This is a genomic window from Nitrospirillum karajorum (genome assembly GCF_036348415.1).
Classification (GTDB): domain Bacteria; phylum Pseudomonadota; class Alphaproteobacteria; order Azospirillales; family Azospirillaceae; genus Nitrospirillum; species Nitrospirillum amazonense_B.
Map to the genome: position 1 here is coordinate 2,174,908 of NZ_JAZBQB010000003.1, position 17,839 is coordinate 2,192,746.

The 17,839-nt window shown below is 68.3% G+C and carries 13 protein-coding genes and 2 pseudogenes; 11 read left to right on the forward strand and 4 right to left on the reverse strand.

Features of this window, described 5'->3' with window-relative positions:
* The first annotated feature begins 3 nt into the window (after window positions 1-3).
* A complete protein-coding gene (gene thiD / locus UCD39_RS23850) occupies window positions 4-816 on the forward strand; it encodes a bifunctional hydroxymethylpyrimidine kinase/phosphomethylpyrimidine kinase (protein WP_330498168.1) in 813 nt (270 codons plus the stop codon).
* A 6-nt stretch (window positions 817-822) separates the two neighbouring features.
* Here thiD and UCD39_RS23855 read toward each other — a convergent pair whose 3' ends face one another.
* On the reverse strand, window positions 823-2,214 hold the full coding sequence (locus UCD39_RS23855; RefSeq protein ID WP_330498169.1) for an aminotransferase-like domain-containing protein: 1,392 nt from the start codon (window positions 2,212-2,214) through the stop codon (window positions 823-825).
* Between the two features lie 115 nt (window positions 2,215-2,329).
* Here UCD39_RS23855 and UCD39_RS23860 point away from each other — a divergent pair, with 115 nt between their 5' ends.
* From UCD39_RS23860 to UCD39_RS23885, 6 genes and pseudogenes are all read left to right on the forward strand, one after another.
* A complete protein-coding gene (locus UCD39_RS23860) occupies window positions 2,330-3,139 on the forward strand; it encodes a PhzF family phenazine biosynthesis protein (protein WP_330498170.1) in 810 nt (269 codons plus the stop codon).
* A 400-nt stretch (window positions 3,140-3,539) separates the two neighbouring features.
* The gene (locus UCD39_RS23865) at window positions 3,540-5,246 is read left to right on the forward strand and encodes a hypothetical protein (protein WP_330498171.1); all 1,707 of its coding nucleotides are present in this window, start codon (window positions 3,540-3,542) and stop codon (window positions 5,244-5,246) included.
* A gap of 271 nt (window positions 5,247-5,517) precedes the next feature.
* Window positions 5,518-6,686: pseudogene (locus UCD39_RS23870) on the forward strand (phosphoserine transaminase).
* 116 nt (window positions 6,687-6,802) lie between these two features.
* Window positions 6,803-8,386 (forward strand): phosphoglycerate dehydrogenase, encoded by a 1,584-nt coding sequence (serA, locus tag UCD39_RS23875; RefSeq protein ID WP_145729532.1) that lies wholly within the window; start codon window positions 6,803-6,805, stop codon window positions 8,384-8,386.
* A 250-nt stretch (window positions 8,387-8,636) separates the two neighbouring features.
* Complete coding sequence (locus UCD39_RS23880) at window positions 8,637-8,984, forward strand: methyl-accepting chemotaxis protein (RefSeq protein ID WP_004273812.1); 348 nt, start codon at window positions 8,637-8,639, stop codon at window positions 8,982-8,984.
* 293 nt (window positions 8,985-9,277) lie between these two features.
* The gene (locus UCD39_RS23885; protein ID WP_145729531.1) at window positions 9,278-10,327 is read left to right on the forward strand and encodes a GGDEF domain-containing protein; all 1,050 of its coding nucleotides are present in this window, start codon (window positions 9,278-9,280) and stop codon (window positions 10,325-10,327) included.
* 53 nt (window positions 10,328-10,380) lie between these two features.
* Here the strand turns inward: UCD39_RS23885 and UCD39_RS23890 are convergent, their stop codons facing one another.
* Window positions 10,381-10,737 (reverse strand): hypothetical protein, encoded by a 357-nt coding sequence (locus UCD39_RS23890; protein ID WP_145729530.1) that lies wholly within the window; start codon window positions 10,735-10,737, stop codon window positions 10,381-10,383.
* 223 nt (window positions 10,738-10,960) lie between these two features.
* On the opposite strand from UCD39_RS23890, the gene UCD39_RS23895 reads away from it, so the two are divergent.
* Window positions 10,961-13,390, forward strand: coding sequence for an ATP-dependent helicase (locus tag UCD39_RS23895; protein ID WP_330498172.1), 2,430 nt, complete (start codon window positions 10,961-10,963; stop codon window positions 13,388-13,390).
* A 54-nt stretch (window positions 13,391-13,444) separates the two neighbouring features.
* Here UCD39_RS23895 and UCD39_RS23900 read toward each other — a convergent pair whose 3' ends face one another.
* Entirely contained in the window at window positions 13,445-14,104 is a 660-nt protein-coding gene (locus UCD39_RS23900; protein ID WP_330498173.1) for a YbhB/YbcL family Raf kinase inhibitor-like protein, read from the reverse strand.
* A 113-nt stretch (window positions 14,105-14,217) separates the two neighbouring features.
* Between UCD39_RS23900 and UCD39_RS23905 the strand changes: the two genes are divergently transcribed.
* The 3 genes and pseudogenes from UCD39_RS23905 to UCD39_RS23915 form a co-directional block, all read left to right on the forward strand.
* Window positions 14,218-14,856 carry a TetR/AcrR family transcriptional regulator gene (locus UCD39_RS23905; protein ID WP_330498174.1) on the forward strand — a complete coding sequence of 213 codons (639 nt, stop codon included), beginning with the start codon at window positions 14,218-14,220 and terminating at the stop codon, window positions 14,854-14,856.
* A gap of 95 nt (window positions 14,857-14,951) precedes the next feature.
* The gene (locus UCD39_RS23910; RefSeq protein WP_330498175.1) at window positions 14,952-15,809 is read left to right on the forward strand and encodes a 2OG-Fe(II) oxygenase; all 858 of its coding nucleotides are present in this window, start codon (window positions 14,952-14,954) and stop codon (window positions 15,807-15,809) included.
* A pseudogene (locus tag UCD39_RS23915) lies at window positions 15,791-16,048 on the forward strand (2OG-Fe(II) oxygenase); the annotation flags it as partial. The gene UCD39_RS23910 and the pseudogene UCD39_RS23915, both read left to right, overlap by 19 nt.
* Here the strand turns inward: UCD39_RS23915 and UCD39_RS23920 are convergent.
* A complete protein-coding gene (locus tag UCD39_RS23920; protein ID WP_330498176.1) occupies window positions 16,045-17,670 on the reverse strand; it encodes a tetratricopeptide repeat protein in 1,626 nt (541 codons plus the stop codon). The pseudogene UCD39_RS23915 and the gene UCD39_RS23920 overlap by 4 nt on opposite strands.
* Between the last annotated feature and the right edge of the window lie 169 nt (window positions 17,671-17,839).

A 17,839-nucleotide genomic window follows, 5' to 3' on the forward strand; every position in this document is an offset into this window, starting at 1 on the left:
ACCATGCGCGGCCGTGTCCTGATCGTCGCCGGGTCTGACAGCGGCGGCGGCGCCGGCATTCAGGCGGACATCAAGTCGGTCACGGCCCTGGGCGGTTATGCCATGACGGCGGTGGCCGCCCTGACGGCGCAGGACACCCATGGCGTCCGTTCCGTCATGCCCGTCCCGCCGGACTTCATCGCCCTGCAGATGCGGCTGTGCCTGGCCGACATCGGTGCCGACGCGGTGAAGACCGGCATGCTGGCGTCAGCCGAGGTCATCGAGACGGTGGCCGAGGTGCTGAGCGAGGTGGGCGTGCCCGCCCTGGTGGTCGATCCCGTCATGGCGGCCAAGGGCGGCCAGCGCCTGCTGGAAGACCGCGCCCTGTCGGTGGCCATCGAGCGTCTGCTGCCCATCACCACCCTTCTGACCCCCAACACGGTGGAGGCCGCCGCCCTGACCGGCCTGCCCCCGGAGAGTTTCGAGGGGGACAGCCTGGACGGCATGCGCCGGGCGGCCGACCGTCTGCTGGAGTTCGGCGCCCAGGCCGTGCTGGTCAAGGGCGGCCACCGCGCCGGTCCCGTCGTTACCGATTTGTTGGTGACCCGAGGCGGGGAGCACAGCTACACCGCCCCCCGCATGGAGACGGTCCACACCCACGGCACCGGCTGCACGCTGGCGTCCTCCATCGCCTGCGGCCTGGCCCAGGGGCTGGAGCTGCCCCAGGCGGTGGCTCGGGCGCATGCCTACGTGCAGGAGGCCATCCGCACGGCCCCCGGCTTCGGCGGCGGCCATGGCCCCCTGAACCACGCACACACGGTTCGGCCGTTTCCGTAAAGCGTCTCAGACGAAACTCTCGCCCATCGCCGCCGGCTCCGCCAGCAGGGCGGCCACGATGCGCAGGCCCTGGTCCAGCAGGTCCGTCCGCTCCACCCCGCCGATGCAGACGCGCACGGCGTGCGGCGTGTCCCCCCGGGCCACGGCGAAGGCGTCGGCTGGCGTGACGCGCACGCCCCGGGCCAGCAGCGCGCGGGCGAAGTCCTCCCGCCGCCAGGGCTCGGGCAGGTTCAGCCACAGGTGGGGGCAGGCGGTATCGGAGGTGGCGCCGGGTATCAGGCGGCGCGCCTGGGCCTGGCGCTCCGCCACCAGGACTCGCCGCTGGGTGGCGCTTTCCAGGGCGGCACCGGACAGGATGAATTCCGCCGCCAGTTCCGCGCCCAGGGGATTGATGCCCAGCAGGGTGGCGCGGAGCAGGGTGCGCACCCGGTCCATCAAGGGCGGGGGGCACAGCAGGAAGCCGGTGCGCAGGCCGGGCATCAGGTTCTTCGACAGGCTGGTCAGGAACAGCACCCGCTCCGGGTCCAGCGCCGCCAGGGGCGGCAGGTCTGGGCCATCGGCCAGGAAACCGTAGACGTCATCTTCCACCACCCGGATGCCGGCGCGGCGGCACGCGGCCATCACCGCCCGTCGCCGCTCCGCCCCTTGCGTCACCGTGGTGGGGTTGTGCAGCCGGGGCATGCAATAGAGGGCGTGGGCGCCATGCGCGTCCGCCGCCTGTTCCAGCGCGTCGGGCAGCAGCCCCTCGCCATCCATGGCCACCGGTACCAGCCGCAGATCCAGCAGGCCCGCCAGCGGCTTCACCGCCGGATAGGACAGTTGCTCCACCAGCAGGCTATCGCCCGGCCGGGTGATGGCGGCCAGGGCCAGGTGCATGGCGTTCTGTCCCCCGGCGGTGGGCAGCACACGGGCCGGGTCGACGGCCAACCCGGTGGTCTGTTCGATCCACAGGGCGCCCGCTTGGCGGTGCCGGGCGCTGCCGTTCACCGGTGGATACTGCATCAGGCCCGACAAATCGTTGCGCTCCGCCAGGGAGGCCAGGGCCCGGCGCAAGCGGTCTTCGTTCGGGTGTTGGGTCAAGGCGTTCACCGACAGGTCGATGATGCCGCTGTCGTCCCCGGGTGCCTCCGCCGGGCGGGTGTCGCGCACGAAGGTGCCGCGCCCCACCTCGCCGCCGATCAGGCCGCCGCGTTCCGCCTCGGCATAGGCGCGGGTGACGGTGCCCACGGTCACGCCCAGGCGCCAGGCCAGGTCACGATGGGTGGGCAGCTTGGCGCCGATGGGCAGCGCGCCGCTGTCGATGTCGTCCCGCAAGGCGGCGGCGATGGCGCGATAGCGCGGCCCGGGACGCTGACTGATGTCGGGTAGCCAGCGCGGCGGCTTCTCCATCATTGTCATGGCGACAATATCCACATTGATGGGGGTAATGTCCCTGTTCTATTCCGGGATTGTGCCTATTGTCATCTGCCTTCATACGGAGACAGGGCCATCCCCGCAAAGGAGTGTCATCACCATGCGCTTGCCCATCTATCAGATCGACGCCTTCACCAGCGCCGTGTTCAGCGGCAACCCCGCCGCGGTCGTGCCTTTGGAAGCCTGGTTGCCGGCCGCGCAGATGCAGGCCATCGCGGCGGAGAACAACCTGTCGGAAACCGCCTTCACCGTGCCGCCGGGTGACGCCGACGGGGGCGCCTGGGGTTTGCGCTGGTTCACGCCGGAGGTGGAGGTGGATCTGTGCGGCCATGCCACCTTGGCGACGGCGCACCTGATCATGAACATCCTCCAGCCTGGGAAGGAACGGGTGGTGTTCAGCACCCAGAAGGCGGGCTTGCTGACCGTGACACGGGGGGAGGGGGGGCGCCTGACCCTGGACTTTCCCAGCCGGCCGCCGCAGACGCCGGACACGATCCACTCCGGCTTGGTGACCGCCTTGGGCGGGCCGGCGCCCGCCGCCATCCTGGCGGCGCGGGACTATCTGGTGGTCTACGACCATGCCGCCGATGTGCGGGCGCTGACGCCCAATGCGGCCGGACTCATGGGCATCGACCGTTTCGCGGTTATCGTCACGGCCCCCGGCGACGAACCGGGTGTGGACTTCGTGTCCCGCTTCTTCGCCCCGGCCAAGGGTGTGCTGGAAGACCCGGTCACCGGTTCCGCGCATTGCACCCTGATCCCCTACTGGGCGGAGCGGTTGGGTGTTGACCGCTTGTCCGCCCGGCAGGTGTCGCGCCGGGGTGGGGAACTGGCTTGCCGGCTGGCGGGCGACCGCGTGCATATCAGCGGCAACGCGGTGCTGTTCCTGGAGGGGCACATCCACATCTGATGCAGGGCATCGGATGCCGGCGCCTGGCCATCGCTGGGCGCCGGCGGCGGCCTATGCCGTTCAGCCGATTGATCCCGACCATGCCTTTTGGGGAGGATGCGGCCCTGCCTCGGAGTCGGAAGGGGTATGACACCGGTTGGTCTGCCCCCATCCGGCGCGTCCGCCCTTCCGCTCCGGGCTAGCCCAACCCGGGGTGGCGCCCGCCGATGATTTACCCTGGTATGCCGCTCCCGGAAGTGGTGGTTGCGGACATTCCCGTTTACCCGGCCCGTTGGATGCGGGATTATGGACCACGCAGTTATAAAATCGGGCGTTTAAGCTGTATTAATCATACGGCCGCGCCCCGCTATTGGTCGGAGCCAGGGTCCCAGTGGAAAGGCAACAGCATCTGGTCGGAACGGTGAAAACCGCGTTCGAGCTGCACAGCCTGCACAATGACCAGTGGCTTCTGGTCAAGGAAGGGCCCGACCTGCGGCAGATCGAGCCGGCCGCCGCCCTGCTCATCGACCGCAAGGAGGTCGACGGCGTGCGCATCGTCCGGCGCCGTGACTATCTGGACCACGACTTCAAAAGCCATATCACGGTGCGCAAGCGCCTGCGTCCCGGCGTGGCGGAGACGGATCCGCTGCAGATCGCCAACCCCGGCCGTGACGCCTCCTGGTGCGACAAGCCGGAGGATTTCACCGGGGACATCCAGCGCCAGGTCATCCGCGGACTGTTCGCCCGCTACCTCGATGAGAATCGGCTGACCCCGCTGGAGGTGCTGTATTACGAGGTGGCGGCGCGAGCGTTGGACAACGCCGGCACCCTGGTGCAGGGCGCCCTGCAGCGCCTGGCCAGCCAGCAGGTGCGCGGCAGCCAGCAGACCGCCGTGTCGCGCATGAAGGAACTGATGGCCATGGTGGATGACGGCCTCAGCCGTCTGGTGGCCAAGGCCAAGGGCAACCCTGTGCCGCCGCTGGCGCCGGGCGGCCTGAAGGCGCTGTCGGAAAAGCTGGCCGCCGGCGGGGCCGACCCCATGCCCGGCCTGTACCGCGCCACCGCCGCCTATCTCGCGGGCACCAAGACCTGGATGGAAAAGCTGGACCGGCTGTTCCGGCTGTTCACCCCCGACCTGACCGTGCGCGAGATGCGCATCATCGACAGTATCGCGGCGGAGATCATGGGCTCTTCCCTGGCGCTGCGGGAACTGGTGGGGAAGGAGGCGGACCGCATCGAACTGGTGCTGAACGCCATCAATCTCTATGTCGGCAAGTTGGGCAAGGTGGAGATGGACGCCGGCGGCAGCCACCCGCCGGGGGTCATCGCCCTGTCCGAATTGCTGGCCCAGGGCGTGCTGCCCCGCACGCTGGCGGAATTGCGCCTGGGTCTGCTGCGCCATCTGCATGCGCGCCTGCCGTTCCATGGCGAGCGGCACATCCAGGACGAGCTGCGCGCCCTGGTCCGCATCCAGGACCATCTCAAGGTCACGGCGCCGTCCTTGGTGAATGACGAGGAAATCCAGGAAGCCATCGCGCTGCGCGCCGATAAGCTGATCCAGCCCGAAGCCATGGCCGACGTCATGGCCATGGCCAGGGGCACCTACGCCAAGATCAACCTGGTGCTGAGCCTGGTGAACATGGCGCCGGGGCGTCAGGCCCGGGCCAAGCTGGCGCCCTATTTGCGCTCGCTCATCGTGCCGGATGACATCGTCTGGGACATGGGTTGCCAGAACCGGCGCATGGACATCATCCCGCCGTTGAGCGAACTGGCCGACCGCATCCAGAACGCGGGCCTGCCCGACGCCTCCAAGCGCGAAATCCTGGACATCCTGGACAGCGCCTTGTTTGAGACGGTGCGGACGGACATTGTCGGCAACCAGGCCATGGGCTTCGCCGACCGCATGCTGGCCCTCATCAATACCTGCGGCGGTTTGCCGGAGGGCAGGGCCCGCACCTTCGCCAGCGACACGCTGACCACGGCCCTGCGCCGGCCGGAGTTCATTCTGAACTATCTGGAACGCTTCGACAGCGCGACGGAACGCCGGGACAACTACTTCAAGCTGTGCGAAGCCCTGGCCGCCAGCCGCCTGGTGCCCCCCGCCTTGATTCCCCACGCGGCGGCCTGAGAGCACCATGTCAGGGATGGCGCCGTTAAAGGCCGCCGACTGGCCGCCCGGCGCTCATGCGCTGTACGCCGAGGCCACGGATGTGGCCGCCCGGCATCTGGGGGGCAAGCAAGACTCCTTATCCGAAAGGATGTTTCGCGGCGCATTCCGGCATGGCAGCAATGTGTCGCCGCCATGCCGTCATGATTGACGTTCTTGCGCGGCGCTCATAAGGTCCGCAGCGGGACACGCCTCCCCAACGAGGCGCAACTATTCTGCAAGGAATAGCATCATGACCGTACCGCCGAAGCCCGAGAGCCGGCCGTCGAATCCGAATTTCTCCTCTGGTCCTTGCGCGAAGCGTCCGGGTTGGACGCTGGAAGCCTTGAAGGGCGCCCTGGTGGGCCGCTCGCACCGGTCCAAGCCCGGCAAGGCCAAGCTGCAAGAGGTTATCGACCGCAGCCGCGCCCTGCTGAACATTCCGGCTGATTACCGCATCGGTATCGTCCCGGCCTCCGACACCGGCGCCGTGGAAATGGCCCTGTGGTCCCTGTTGGGCGCCCGTGGCGTCGACATGGTCGCCTGGGAAAGCTTCGGCAAGGATTGGGTCACCGACGTCGTGAAGCAGCTGAAGCTGGCCGACGCCCGCACCTTCACCGCCGGGTACGGCAAACTGCCCGACCTGACGCAGGTCGATTTCAAGAACGACGTGGTCTTCACCTGGAATGGCACCACCTCCGGCGTGCGCGTGCCGAATGGTGACTGGATATCGTCCGACCGCGAAGGCCTGACCATCTGCGACGCCACTTCCGCCGCGTTCGCCATGGACCTGCCCTGGGACAAGCTGGATGTGGTCACATGGTCCTGGCAGAAGGTGCTGGGCGGTGAGGCGGCCCACGGCATGCTGGTGCTGAGCCCCCGCGCCGTCGCCCGTCTGGAAAGCTACAAGCCAGCCTGGCCGCTGCCCAAGATTTTCCGCATGACCAAGGACGGCAAGATCGTCGAAGGCATCTTCAAGGGTGAGACCATCAACACCCCCTCGATGCTGGCGGTGGAAGACGCCCTGGACGGCCTGCGCTGGGCCGAGGCCGTGGGCGGCCTGAAGGGCCTGATCGAGCGCTCCGAAAGCAACCTGGCCGCCGTGGCCGATTGGGTTGCCGCCGGCACCACCGCGGCCTTCCTGGCCGAGGTGCCCGCCACCCGTTCCTGCACCTCCATCTGCCTGAAGTTCGCCGATCCGAAGCTGGCCGGCCAGACGCCGGAAATCCAGGCCGAAGTGGCGAAGAAGGTGGCGGCCCTACTGGAAAAGGAAGGCGTGGCGCTGGACGCCGGCGCCTACCGCGACGCCCCCCGGGCCTGCGCATTTGGGGCGGCGCCACGGTGGAGCGGTCGGATATCCAGGCGCTGCTGCCCTGGATCGACTGGGCCTATGCCACGGTCGCGGCCGAACTGGTCGCGTGAACCGCGCCTTTAGCGTCTTAACGCCTATTCCCGAGACATAACGGCTTGGCGCCGCCATGCACCTGGACTCAATCCAGCGGCGGCGCCGGCCCATCCTCTAGAAGGATCAGAGAGCCATGCCCAAGGTTCTTATTTCGGATAGCCTGAGCCCCCGCGCCGTCGAGATTTTCAAGGAGCGTGGCGTCGAGGTCGACGTCATCACCGGCCTGAAGCCCGATGAGCTGAAGGCCATCATCGGCAAGTACGATGGCCTGGCCATCCGCTCGTCCACCAAGGTCACCAAGGAAGTCCTGGCCGTCGCCACCAACCTGAAGGTGGTCGGCCGCGCCGGCATCGGCGTCGACAATGTGGACGTGCCCGCCGCCACCGCCCATGGCGTGGTGGTCATGAACACCCCGTTCGGCAATTCCATCACCACCGCCGAGCACGCCATCGCCATGATGTTCGCGCTGGCCCGTGAAATCCCGGCCGCCAACACCTCTACCCATGCCGGCAAGTGGGAAAAGAACCGCTTCATGGGTGTGGAGCTTTACGGCAAGACCCTCGGCGTCATCGGCTGCGGCAACATCGGCTCCATCGTCGCCGACCGCGCCGTCGGCCTGAAGATGCGGGTCGTCGCCTTCGACCCGTTCCTGTCGGCCGAGCGCGCCCAGGACCTGGGCGTGGAGAAGGTGGAGCTGGATGAGTTGCTGCGCCGCGCCGACTTCATCACCCTGCACACGCCGCTGACCGACGCCACCCGCAACGTCCTGGACGCCAAGGCCCTGGCCAAGACCAAGCCCGGCGTGCGCATCATCAACTGCGCCCGCGGCGGCCTGATCGTCGAGGCCGACCTGAAGGCGGCGCTGGACAGTGGCCATGTCGCCGGTGCCGCCCTGGACGTGTTCGCCGAAGAGCCGGCCAAGGAAAGCATCCTGTTCGGCAATGAGAAGATCATCTGCACGCCGCACCTGGGCGCCTCCACCACCGAGGCGCAGGAGAACGTGGCCCTGCAGGTGGCCGAGCAGATGTCCGACTTCCTCGTGACCGGTGCCGTGGTCAACGCGCTGAACATGCCGTCGGTCTCCGCCGAGGACGCGCCCAAGCTGAAACCCTACATGAAGCTGGCCGAGCAACTGGGCGGCTTCGCCGGCCAGATCACCGAGACCGGCCTAAAGTCGGTGACGGTGGAGTATGAGGGCCAGGTCGCCGACCTGAACACCCGTCCGCTGACCGCCATCGTCCTCATGGGCCTGCTGTCGCCGCTGCTGGCGTCGGTCAACATGGTCAACGCCCCCGTGATCGCCCGCGAGCGGGACATCAAGGTGGCGGAAACCAAGCGTGAGGAGGCCGCCGACTACCAGACGCTGATTCGCGTGGTGGTGCAGACCGAGCGCGCGACCCGCACCGTGGCCGGCACGCTGTTCGGCGGTGAGAAGCCCCGCATCGTGCAGATCGAGGAAGTGCCGGTCGAAGCCGAACTGAGCGAGCACATGCTGTTCATCCGCAACGAGGACAAGCCCGGCTTCATCGGCAAGTTGGGCACGACTCTGGGCGATGCCGGCGTGAACATCGCCACCTTCCACCTGGGCCGCACCGAGGCCGGCGCCAATGCCATCGCGCTGGTGTCCGTGGACCAGGAGGTCAACGACGCCCTGCTGGAACGTATCCAGGGCCTGCCCAGCGTGGTGCGCGCCAAGGCGCTGCGTTTCCAGGCCTAAGGCCACGCTGACGGGACCATGGAAAGCCGCCCCGGGCACGATCGCCCAGGGCGGCTTTTCTTATGGTCCGGTCGTCTATCCCTTGATCATTCCGGCTCCGAACCAAATAAATCGGACCATATGCATATGGTCCGATTTTGTGCGTCCCGGCCCCTGTTCTTCTGTGGTATTAGAAAGCACCGGGTTGGCCGTCCCGGCAGGGACCCCCGGCCACCGTTCAGCGACACTCATTCAACCCTAGGTGCCATCGATGAGCTCCACGCCCACCAGTCTGTCGAAGACCGAGTTGTCCTCCGCCCTCCAGGAAATCAGCCGGGAACTGGAAGGCCTGCGCGCCGAGATCGAGAAGGTGGGCACCGTCGCCCAGCAGATTGACGCCATTGCCAAGCAGACCAACCTGCTGGCGCTGAACGCCACCATCGAGGCGGCCCGGGCGGGTGAGGCCGGCAAGGGCTTCGCCGTCGTGGCCGGTGAGGTGAAGAACCTGTCGGGCCAGACCGCCGCCGCCACCGCGGAAATCTCCGCCGTGCTGCAGAGCCTGACCAAGCGCACCCAGCACCTGGGCCAGCTGGTGGAACGGGCGATCACCTCCGCCTGACAAGGTTCCGAGCGACCTGGAAAGAGTCGCCCTGTATTCACAGGCCCGCGCCCGGGGACGGTCCCCAGGCGCGGGCCTGTTTCTTTAGCGGCCGCGGATGATTTCTCGGCCGCACCCTTTGCCGGGTAGCCCGAGTGCCCGGCTGACAATTTTGGATAAGGCCGCGCCGCCCGCTTTCCCTTATTGGCAACCTTGGCGGTTTGTGACTTATTCTTATGGGGTAGATGGGGGCGGTCGAGAGGACCGGCGCCCTGGCCCTTTGGCCAGCCCACTCACAGATGGCGGGAGAGTACGTGCTGTTCGCGGAGGGACCCCAGGCTGCAGGCCAGCTCGCCCAGCAGGCGATGGATCGCATGCGCGCCGAGGCGGTGGCCCCGCATCCCCACAACTTCACCGTTTGGTACGCTTATTACAGCGGCCGCTATCCGGACCTGATCCGCGCCGTCGATATCATCGCCAGCAATGGCCTGCCGTTCACCGAGGCGCGGTGCGGTGATCTTTACCATAAGTTCTTCGCCGCCGATGGCGAACTCCAGGCGATGCAGGAGATCGGTGACAAGCTGACCGAAGCCCTGGCCGGCATCGCCAGCACCCTGTCCACCGCCGGTAATGACGCCGGCAATTTCGGCGCGGCGCTCAAGACATTCCAAGGCCAGGCCGAACTGTCGGACACGCTGGCCCAGTTGCGCGGCATCATCCGCGTGATGACGGAGCAGGCGCAGCGTGTCGCCGTGCGTAACCAGTTCCTGCAAACCCAGCTGACCGACAGCGCGCACCAGCTGGAGAATATGCGCCGGGATCTGGACACCGTCCGGCGCGAAGCCATGACCGACGCGCTGACGGAGCTTGCCAACCGCAAGCAGTTCGACCAGGCCCTGCGTGAGGCCGCCGCCGCCGCCATGGAGGATGGGCGCCCGCTGTGCCTGCTGATGATCGACATCGACTTCTTCAAGAAGTTCAATGACAACCACGGCCATGTCGTCGGCGATCAGGTGCTGAAGCTGGTGGGCCGCACCCTGAAGGACTCGGTGCGCGGCCGGGATACCGCCGCCCGGTTCGGCGGCGAGGAATTCGCCATCGTCATGCCGGAGTGCACCTTGGACGAGGCGCTGGCCTTTGCCGAGAAGACCCGGGCCACCATCGCCAACCGCCGCATCGTCAAGCGCACGTCCGGCGCCCCCATCGGCAATATCACCCTGTCCGTGGGCGTCGCGCTGTATGAGCCGGGCGAGTCGCTAGGCCGCTTCATCCAACGCGCGGATGAGGCGCTGTACGTCGCCAAGCATGAAGGGCGCAACCAAGTGCGGGCGCATGTCCACGCGGGCGAGGCGGCGTTTGTCTGAGAGGCCGGCGAGGCCGCCGGCCGATAGGGCATTCTAGGCGCGAAGGCGCGTCCTTACCACTTGCGCTCGGTCTTCATGCCGCCGGCGTTGATGGCATCCAGGAAGGCGCTGCCGGTGGATTTGCGGTCACGGGTGGCGCGCAGCGTGCCGGGCGACCGGGTGGTGGACACCACCTTGACCGCCGCCTCCGTCGCGTCGGTTTGGATTTGCCGGCGCACGTCGGGCTCCAGCGACTCGAACGCCTCCCGGGCGAAGACCAGCGCGTTTTCCGACCGGGTTTCCAGAACCTGACGCAAGGCGTTGGCCGCCATGAGACATTCCAACCGCTCCGGCCCGGACAGGTCGTCCAGGACATCGGCCAGGATGCCGATCGCTTGCAGCGTCTTGGTATCGTTCAAGCGCAGGTTCATCGGTTCACTCCCCGCTTCGCCGGCCGCCACCCATACAGCATGGGCCGGACGAAGGGCTTCATCACGTTGACCCTCATCTTTCCACCATATGAACCACTTGTGCAACGGGATAGGTGCTCTGGCTTTCGCCGGGGCGTCCTTCCGGCGGATGGGGTAGCCTGCCCGACCCATCCCCCACGCGGGGGCAGACGCGGGCGGCGCGTGTGCTATATATGTTCCCATCATGACCGATCTGTTTTCCCGTCTGGACCCGCCAGCGCCGCCCAAGCCCGCCCAGCCTGAAAAGGACGGGCGCCAGGCGGGCGCACCCCTTGCCACGCCCGCCGCCGCCCCCCGTCCGGCGCCAGCGCCACCCCCGCCGCCACCGCCCGGCTGGTCGCCCGCCTATCTCGACGCGCTGAACCCGGCGCAGCGCGAGGCGGTGGAGGCGTTGGACGGTCCCGTCCTGGTGCTGGCCGGCGCCGGCACGGGCAAGACCCGGGCCCTGACCACCCGCCTGGCCCACCTGCTGATGACCCGGCGCGTCAGCCCGTGGAACATCCTGGCCGTGACCTTCACCAACAAGGCGGCGCGCGAAATGCGCGAGCGGGTGGGCGCGCTGGTCGGGGGCGATACCGAGGGCTGGTGGATGGGTACCTTCCACGCCCTGGCCGCCCGCATCCTGCGCCGCCATGCCGAACTGGTGGGCCTGACCTCCAGCTTCACCATCCTGGACACCGACGACCAGCTGCGCCTGCTGAAGCAGCTGATGGAGGCGGAGGGGGTGGACGCCAAGAAGTGGCCGGCCCGGCTGCTGCTGTCGGTCATCGAGCGGTGGAAGGACCGGGCCCTGCCGCCCGACCGCCTGCGCCCCGAGGACGCGGGCGAGGCCGCCGGTGGCAAGGTGCTGAGCCTCTACCGCCAGTATCAGGAACGCCTGCGCACGCTGAACGCCTGCGACTTCGGCGACCTCTTGATGCACAACATCACCCTGTTCCAGGCCCATTCGGACGTGCTGGCGGATTACCATCGCCGCTTCCGCTACATCCTGGTGGATGAGTACCAGGACACCAACGTGGCGCAGTATCTGTGGCTGCGGTTGCTGGCCCAGGGGCATCACAACATCTGCTGCGTCGGCGATGACGACCAGTCCATCTACGGCTGGCGCGGGGCGGAGGTGGGCAACATCCTGCGGTTCGAGCAGGACTTTCCCGGCGCCAAGGTCATCCGCCTGGAACAGAACTACCGTTCCACCGGCCATATCCTGGGCGCCGCCGCCGGCGTCATCGCCCACAACCAGGGCCGCCTGGGCAAGACGCTGTGGACCGAGGCCGAGGGCGGGGAGAAGGTGCGCCTGCGCGGCCTGTGGGATGCCGACAGCGAGGCGCGCTGGGTGGGTGACGAGGTGGAGGCGCTGCAGCGCAAGGGCATGGGCCTGGACCAGATGGCTGTGCTGGTGCGCGCCGGTTTCCAGACCCGTGAGTTCGAGGAGCGCTTCATCACCCTGGGGCTGCCCTACCGCGTGGTGGGCGGCCAGCGCTTCTATGAGCGCCTGGAAATCCGCGACGCCATGGCCTATCTGCGCGTGGTCGCCCAGCCGGCGGACGATCTGGCGTTCGAGCGCATCATCAACACGCCTAAGCGCGGCATCGGCCCGGCCACCATCCAACAGCTGTACCAGACCAGCCGCGCCCTGGGCGTGCCGCTGCTGGAGGCGACCTGGCGCCTGACCGAGACGGATGAGCTGAAGCCCAAGGTGCGCGGCACCCTGCGCGGCCTGGTGGAGGACTTCGCCCGGTGGCGGGCGCAGATGGACACCGTGCGCCACACCGACCTGGCCCAAGCCATCCTGGATGAGAGCGGCTACACCCGCATGTGGCAGGAGGACAAGACGCCGGAGGCGCCGGGCCGCCTGGAAAACCTCAAGGAACTCGTTAACGCCATGGGCGAGTTCGAGAACCTGCTGGGCTTCCTGGAGCATGTCAGCCTGGTGATGGAGAACGCGGAGACGGTGGATTCCGCCCAGGTCTCGCTCATGACCCTGCACGGCGCCAAGGGGCTGGAGTTCAACGTGGTCTTCCTGCCCGGCTGGGAGGAGGGGGTGTTCCCCAGCCAGCGCACCCTGGATGAGAATGGCATCGCGGGGTTGGAGGAGGAGCGGCGCCTGGCCTATGTCGGCATCACCCGGGGCCGCAAGCGCGTCTACATCAGCCACGCCGCCAACCGTCGCATCCACGGCACCTGGTCCACCAGCCTGCCGTCCCGCTTCATCGGCGAACTGCCGGAGGAGCACATCACGGTGGAGAACGACCCCGGCCTGACTTCAGGGCATTGGGGTCAGGGTATGGGCGGCGGCGACGGGGGCTATAGTCGGGGCGGGTCGTCCTGGGGTGCGCGCAGCGACAGTTTCAGCGACAGCTTCAACCGCATGGGACGCCAGGCGCCCGCCGGGAACCGCACCAGCCGCCTGATCGAGGGCACGGCCCTGGACGTCACCCCGCGCGCCCGTCCCGACGCCCCTTTCCGCCCCGGCGCCCGCGTCTTCCACCAGAAGTTCGGCTACGGCGTCGTCAAAGCGGTGGAGAACGACAAGCTCGAAATCTACTTCGAGCATTCCGGCACGAAGAAGGTCATGGACAGTTTCGTCGTGCCGGCTGACCAAGCGGGGAAATAGCGGGCTTTATTGTTCCCTCAGGTGCCGGGCGCCGGCATCGCCGGCCCGGCTTCCTCAAGCCCGCTCGAACGTTCCTGTCAGGGCGCCCCAGGCCAGCACGGTCTGGGGCGTCAGGGCTGCCAGCAGGTCGCCCAGGCTGGGCAATTCCGGCAGGGCCAGCGGGTGCTCCAGGGCCAGCAGCTGGAAGACATAGCGGTGGGGGCCATGGCCGCGCAGGGGCCTGGGGCCGGCATATCCCACCCGGCCGAACAGGCCCCGGCCCAGGGTGACGCCGTTGCCCACCCGGGGGCACAGCTCACCCTCATCAAAGGTCTTGCGCGTGGGTGCGATGCCGGTGGCCAGCAGATGGGTGGCCGGCCGGGGCAGGGGCGCGTCCGGGTCCTGGACCACCAGCGCCAGCGCCGCCGTGCCGGTGGGCGCCCCCGTCCAACTCAAGGCGGGCGACAGGTTGTCGCCCAGGCCGCCGCCGGCATGGCGCAGGGGGATGGCGCCGCCCTCGGCGAAGGCGGGGCTGCTCAGGCGCAAGGTGGCCGGCGCGTCCTTGACATAGGCGTGGTTGATGACCAGGCGTCCATCGCCGGCGCGCACGCCCCGCAGCAGACGTCCCAGCCAATGGCCCTGGGCGCCGGGGACACCATGCGAGGGTCGGCCGGACGGCAAGAACTGGCGGGCGAGGTGTTGGGGAATCAGGCGGTTGTCCAGGGTGGTCCTCATGCGGCTCCTCCCGCTGAAGTCCGGCCCCCTTTCCTGACGTCGCTCTCGCGGAACGTGACGGCGGCGGTGGCCCGTGTTATGCGAGGATGGTCTCGCATAACGGATAGTTGAGGATGTCCTCGCAAAAGTCAACATCCGCCGATACGGCTGTGACCGGTGTCCTGGATGCCGACCGGGCGCCCAAGCGGGCGCGTGGGCGCATGCGCGTGGCGGCGCTGCTGGACGCGGCCACCCTGGTGTTCGCGGAAAAGGGCTATGACGCCGCCACGATGACGGAAATCGCGGCGCGGTCCAGCACGGCCATCGGCTCCCTCTACCGCTTCTTCCCATCCAAGGAGGCCTTGGCCGAAGGGCTGCTGCACCGCTATGGCGAGCGGGCGGGGGCGGGACTGGACGCCATCGCCGCTCGGGCGTCCGACATGACGGCGACCCAGATGGCGGATGCGTTGCTGGATCTGATGATGGCGCTGAAAAGCGAGCGCACGGCCCTGAAGGTGCTGATGGATGCCCGTGTGGACGGCGCCAACCGGCGGCGGTACCTGCTTGGCGTCATCCGCGGCCGTATGGCGGGCGTGCTGTCCGCCCATGCGCCTGGGCTGTCGGCGGAACGGGCCGATCTCCTCTCCATCATGCTGCTGCACCTGATGAAGACCATTCCCGAATTGGCGCAGGAGGCGGAGGCGGCGGCCCTGTTCCAGGAGATGCGGCTGGTGCTCTCCGCCTATCTCACGGCGGCGGTGGCTGGCGGCTGACAGGCCGGGGCCAGCGGCAGAACGCCCCCTGGCGGCCGGGGGGCGGGTTGCTGCTATGGTGGACATCATCGGTGCGCTTAGGAAGTCAGATGGTCATGTCGGCATCAACCCCTTGGGAACGGTTTTCCTGCGGCGAGTCCGTTCCCTGGTTCAACGGACCCACGCACAGCCATCCGCGCTATGCCCTGGACAGCGTGGCCGGCCGCCATGTCCTGCTGGGCTTCTTCGCCTCCGCCGCGGACGCGGACGGGGCGGCGATGCTGGGTGCCGTGGCCGCGAACCGCGTGCTGTTCGATGATGAGCGGCTGTGCTTCTTCGGTGTGACCACCGATGCCGGGGACGATGCCGCCGGCCGTGTGGCGCCCCAAATCCCGGGCATCCGCTACTTCCTGGATTACGACGCCAGCCTCAGCCGGGGATATGGCGCCGTCGACGCTGACGGGGGGCACGCCGCCTTCTGGCTGCTGCTGGACCCCACCTTGCGGGTGCTGATGGCGGCCCCGGCGGCGGAGACGAATCGGGTCATGGCAGCGCTGGCGTCGCTGCCGCCCCCCGCCCTGCATGCCGGCGTCGAGGTGCGGGCGCCCGTGCTGGTGGTGCCCCGGGTGTTCGAGCCGGACTTCTGCCGTGTGCTGATCGCTCTGCATGAGCGACACGGCGGCCTGGATTCCGGCGTGATGAACGAGGTCGACGGCCGCTTGGTGGGCGTCTACGACTATGATCGCAAGCGCCGCCGCGACTATTTCATGGAGGAGGAGGCGGTGTGCCAGGCCGCGACCGAGCGCATCGCCCGCCGCCTGTTGCCCCAGGTGCGCCAGGCCTTCGCGTTCGAGGCCACCCGCATGGAGCGGCACGTCGTCGCCTGTTATGACGCGGCGGAGGGGGGCACTTCCGGGCCCACCGCGACAACACCGCCGCCGGCACGGCCCATCGCCGCTTCGCCGTCACCGTGAACCTGAACGCGGAGGAGTATGAGGGGGGCGACCTGCGCTTTCCCGAGTTCAGCCCCCACACCTACCGTGCCCCCACCGGCGGTGCCGTGGTCTTTTCCTGCAGCCTGCTGCACGAGGCCATGGCCGTCACCCGGGGACGCCGCTACGCCTATCTGCCCTTCCTGTTCGATGAGGCGGGGGAGCGGCAACGGCAGGAGTATCAGGCGCGGGTGGCCCAGGCCGCCGACGAACAGGGTTAGGGCGCGCTCTCAGTCTCAAAACTATCCAGGGCCCTGTCCACCGCCGCCACGACGGCGGCCCAGTCACCGGGGGTGGGCTGGCGGAACAGCCGCATGGACGGGTACCACGGACTGTCATCGCGGTTCTCCAGCCAGCGCCACTCCGCCACATGGGGCAGCAGCAGCCAAGTGGGCCGCCCCAAGGCGCCCGCCAGATGGGCGACGGCCGTATCCACGGTGATGATGAGGTCCAGCCCGCTGATGGCCGCCGCCGTTTCAGCGAAGTCCGTCAGATCCCGCCCCAGGGATATGAACCCGGTAACGGGCCCGCCGTCTTTTTGCAGGCTGTGCCACGCGATGTCCGTTCGGCGCGACAGTAGGCTAAGGGCGCTCGGGGGTAGGGAGCGCCGCCGATCGTTCCAGTGGCTGGGGCTACCCTGCCACACCACGCCGGCAGCCAGGCGCTTGCCGTCGCGGCCTTCCATGATGCGCCCGGCCCACCGGCGGCGGCTGTCTTCCGGGGCCTGTAAATAAGGGATCGGTCCGCCAGGCAGCGTTTCCAGGGTGATGCCCAGGCACCCCGGCAGGCTCATCATCGGCAGGTGCGCATCGGCGGGGGGCAGGCCCGAGACGCCGGGGAAGTCCGTTGCCAGGGGCAACAGGGTCGGGGCTGTATCCAGGTCCAGGGGTGCCAGGCTGGCCTCGATCAGGCGTATCAACTCGGGCCGCGTCTCCAGCACCAGGCGGGCATTGGCCTGCCGTGCCGCAGGCGCCAGGAAGCGCAGCATTTGCAGGGTGTCGCCCCAGCCTTGCTCGGAATGGATGAGCAGGGTTCCGCCGCCCAGATCCTGTCCTTGCCAGAGCGGGGCCGTGAAAGCCCGGCGCTGGGTCGCCAGTCGGCTGTTACCCCACCATCGCCATTCGAACTCCTGCCAGCCCTCGGCTAGGCGCCCCAGCTTCAGCAGGGCCTGGGAGCGATTCCAATGGAGCTTTGCGTCATCGGGGGCCAGGGCCAGTCCGCTGTCATAGGCGGCGAGGGCGCCCGCGCTGTCCCCCGCCAGGTCCAGGACGACGCCCAGGTTGACCCAGGCCGCCTGATGGCGGGGGGACAGGGTCGCCGCTTGGCGATAGGCGCGGATGGCGGCCGGCAGATCGTCCAGTCCCTCGTGGACCTTGCCCAGATTATGCCAGAAGTCCGCGCTGTCAGGCGCCAGCGTCACCGCCCGCTCCAGGCACCGCAAGGCCCCCTGCAGGTCGCCCTGTTCCGTCAGACAGATGCCCAGGTTGCTATAGGCGCTGCCCCGGTCGGGGCTGGCGCCGATGGCCAGGCGGTGATGCTCCGCCGCTTCGGCGAGGTGGCCCAGGCTTCGCAACGCCACCCCCCGGTTATCCAGCAACTGCGCATCGCGGGGGGCGAGGGCCAGTCCCACCTGGAACAGGTGGTCGGCCTTGGCGGCGTCTCCGCGGGTCAGGTGCAGGGCGGCCAGGTTGCTGATCGCGTCGCGATGTTCCGGCTGGTCGGGACGGGTCTGGTCGATCAGGCGTTGATAAGTTGCGGCCGCCGTCGCCAGATCCCCGGCGCGGTGAGCGATCAGCGCCGTCCTGAACAGGGTGGCCGGATCCTGGATGTCGGGCGCGGACATTTGCGGCCAGCGGTTGCCATGAGTGGGGATGATATGAATCCGTCGCGCGGATCAATGCAAGCCCATTGCCCAGGCCAGGGCGCCGGGCGCCCGTAACGCACTGGTTACAAACCATCGCGCGCCGTGCTTCCAAGTGCCTGATATAAGGGGCGTAATCTGCGGGCCGCCT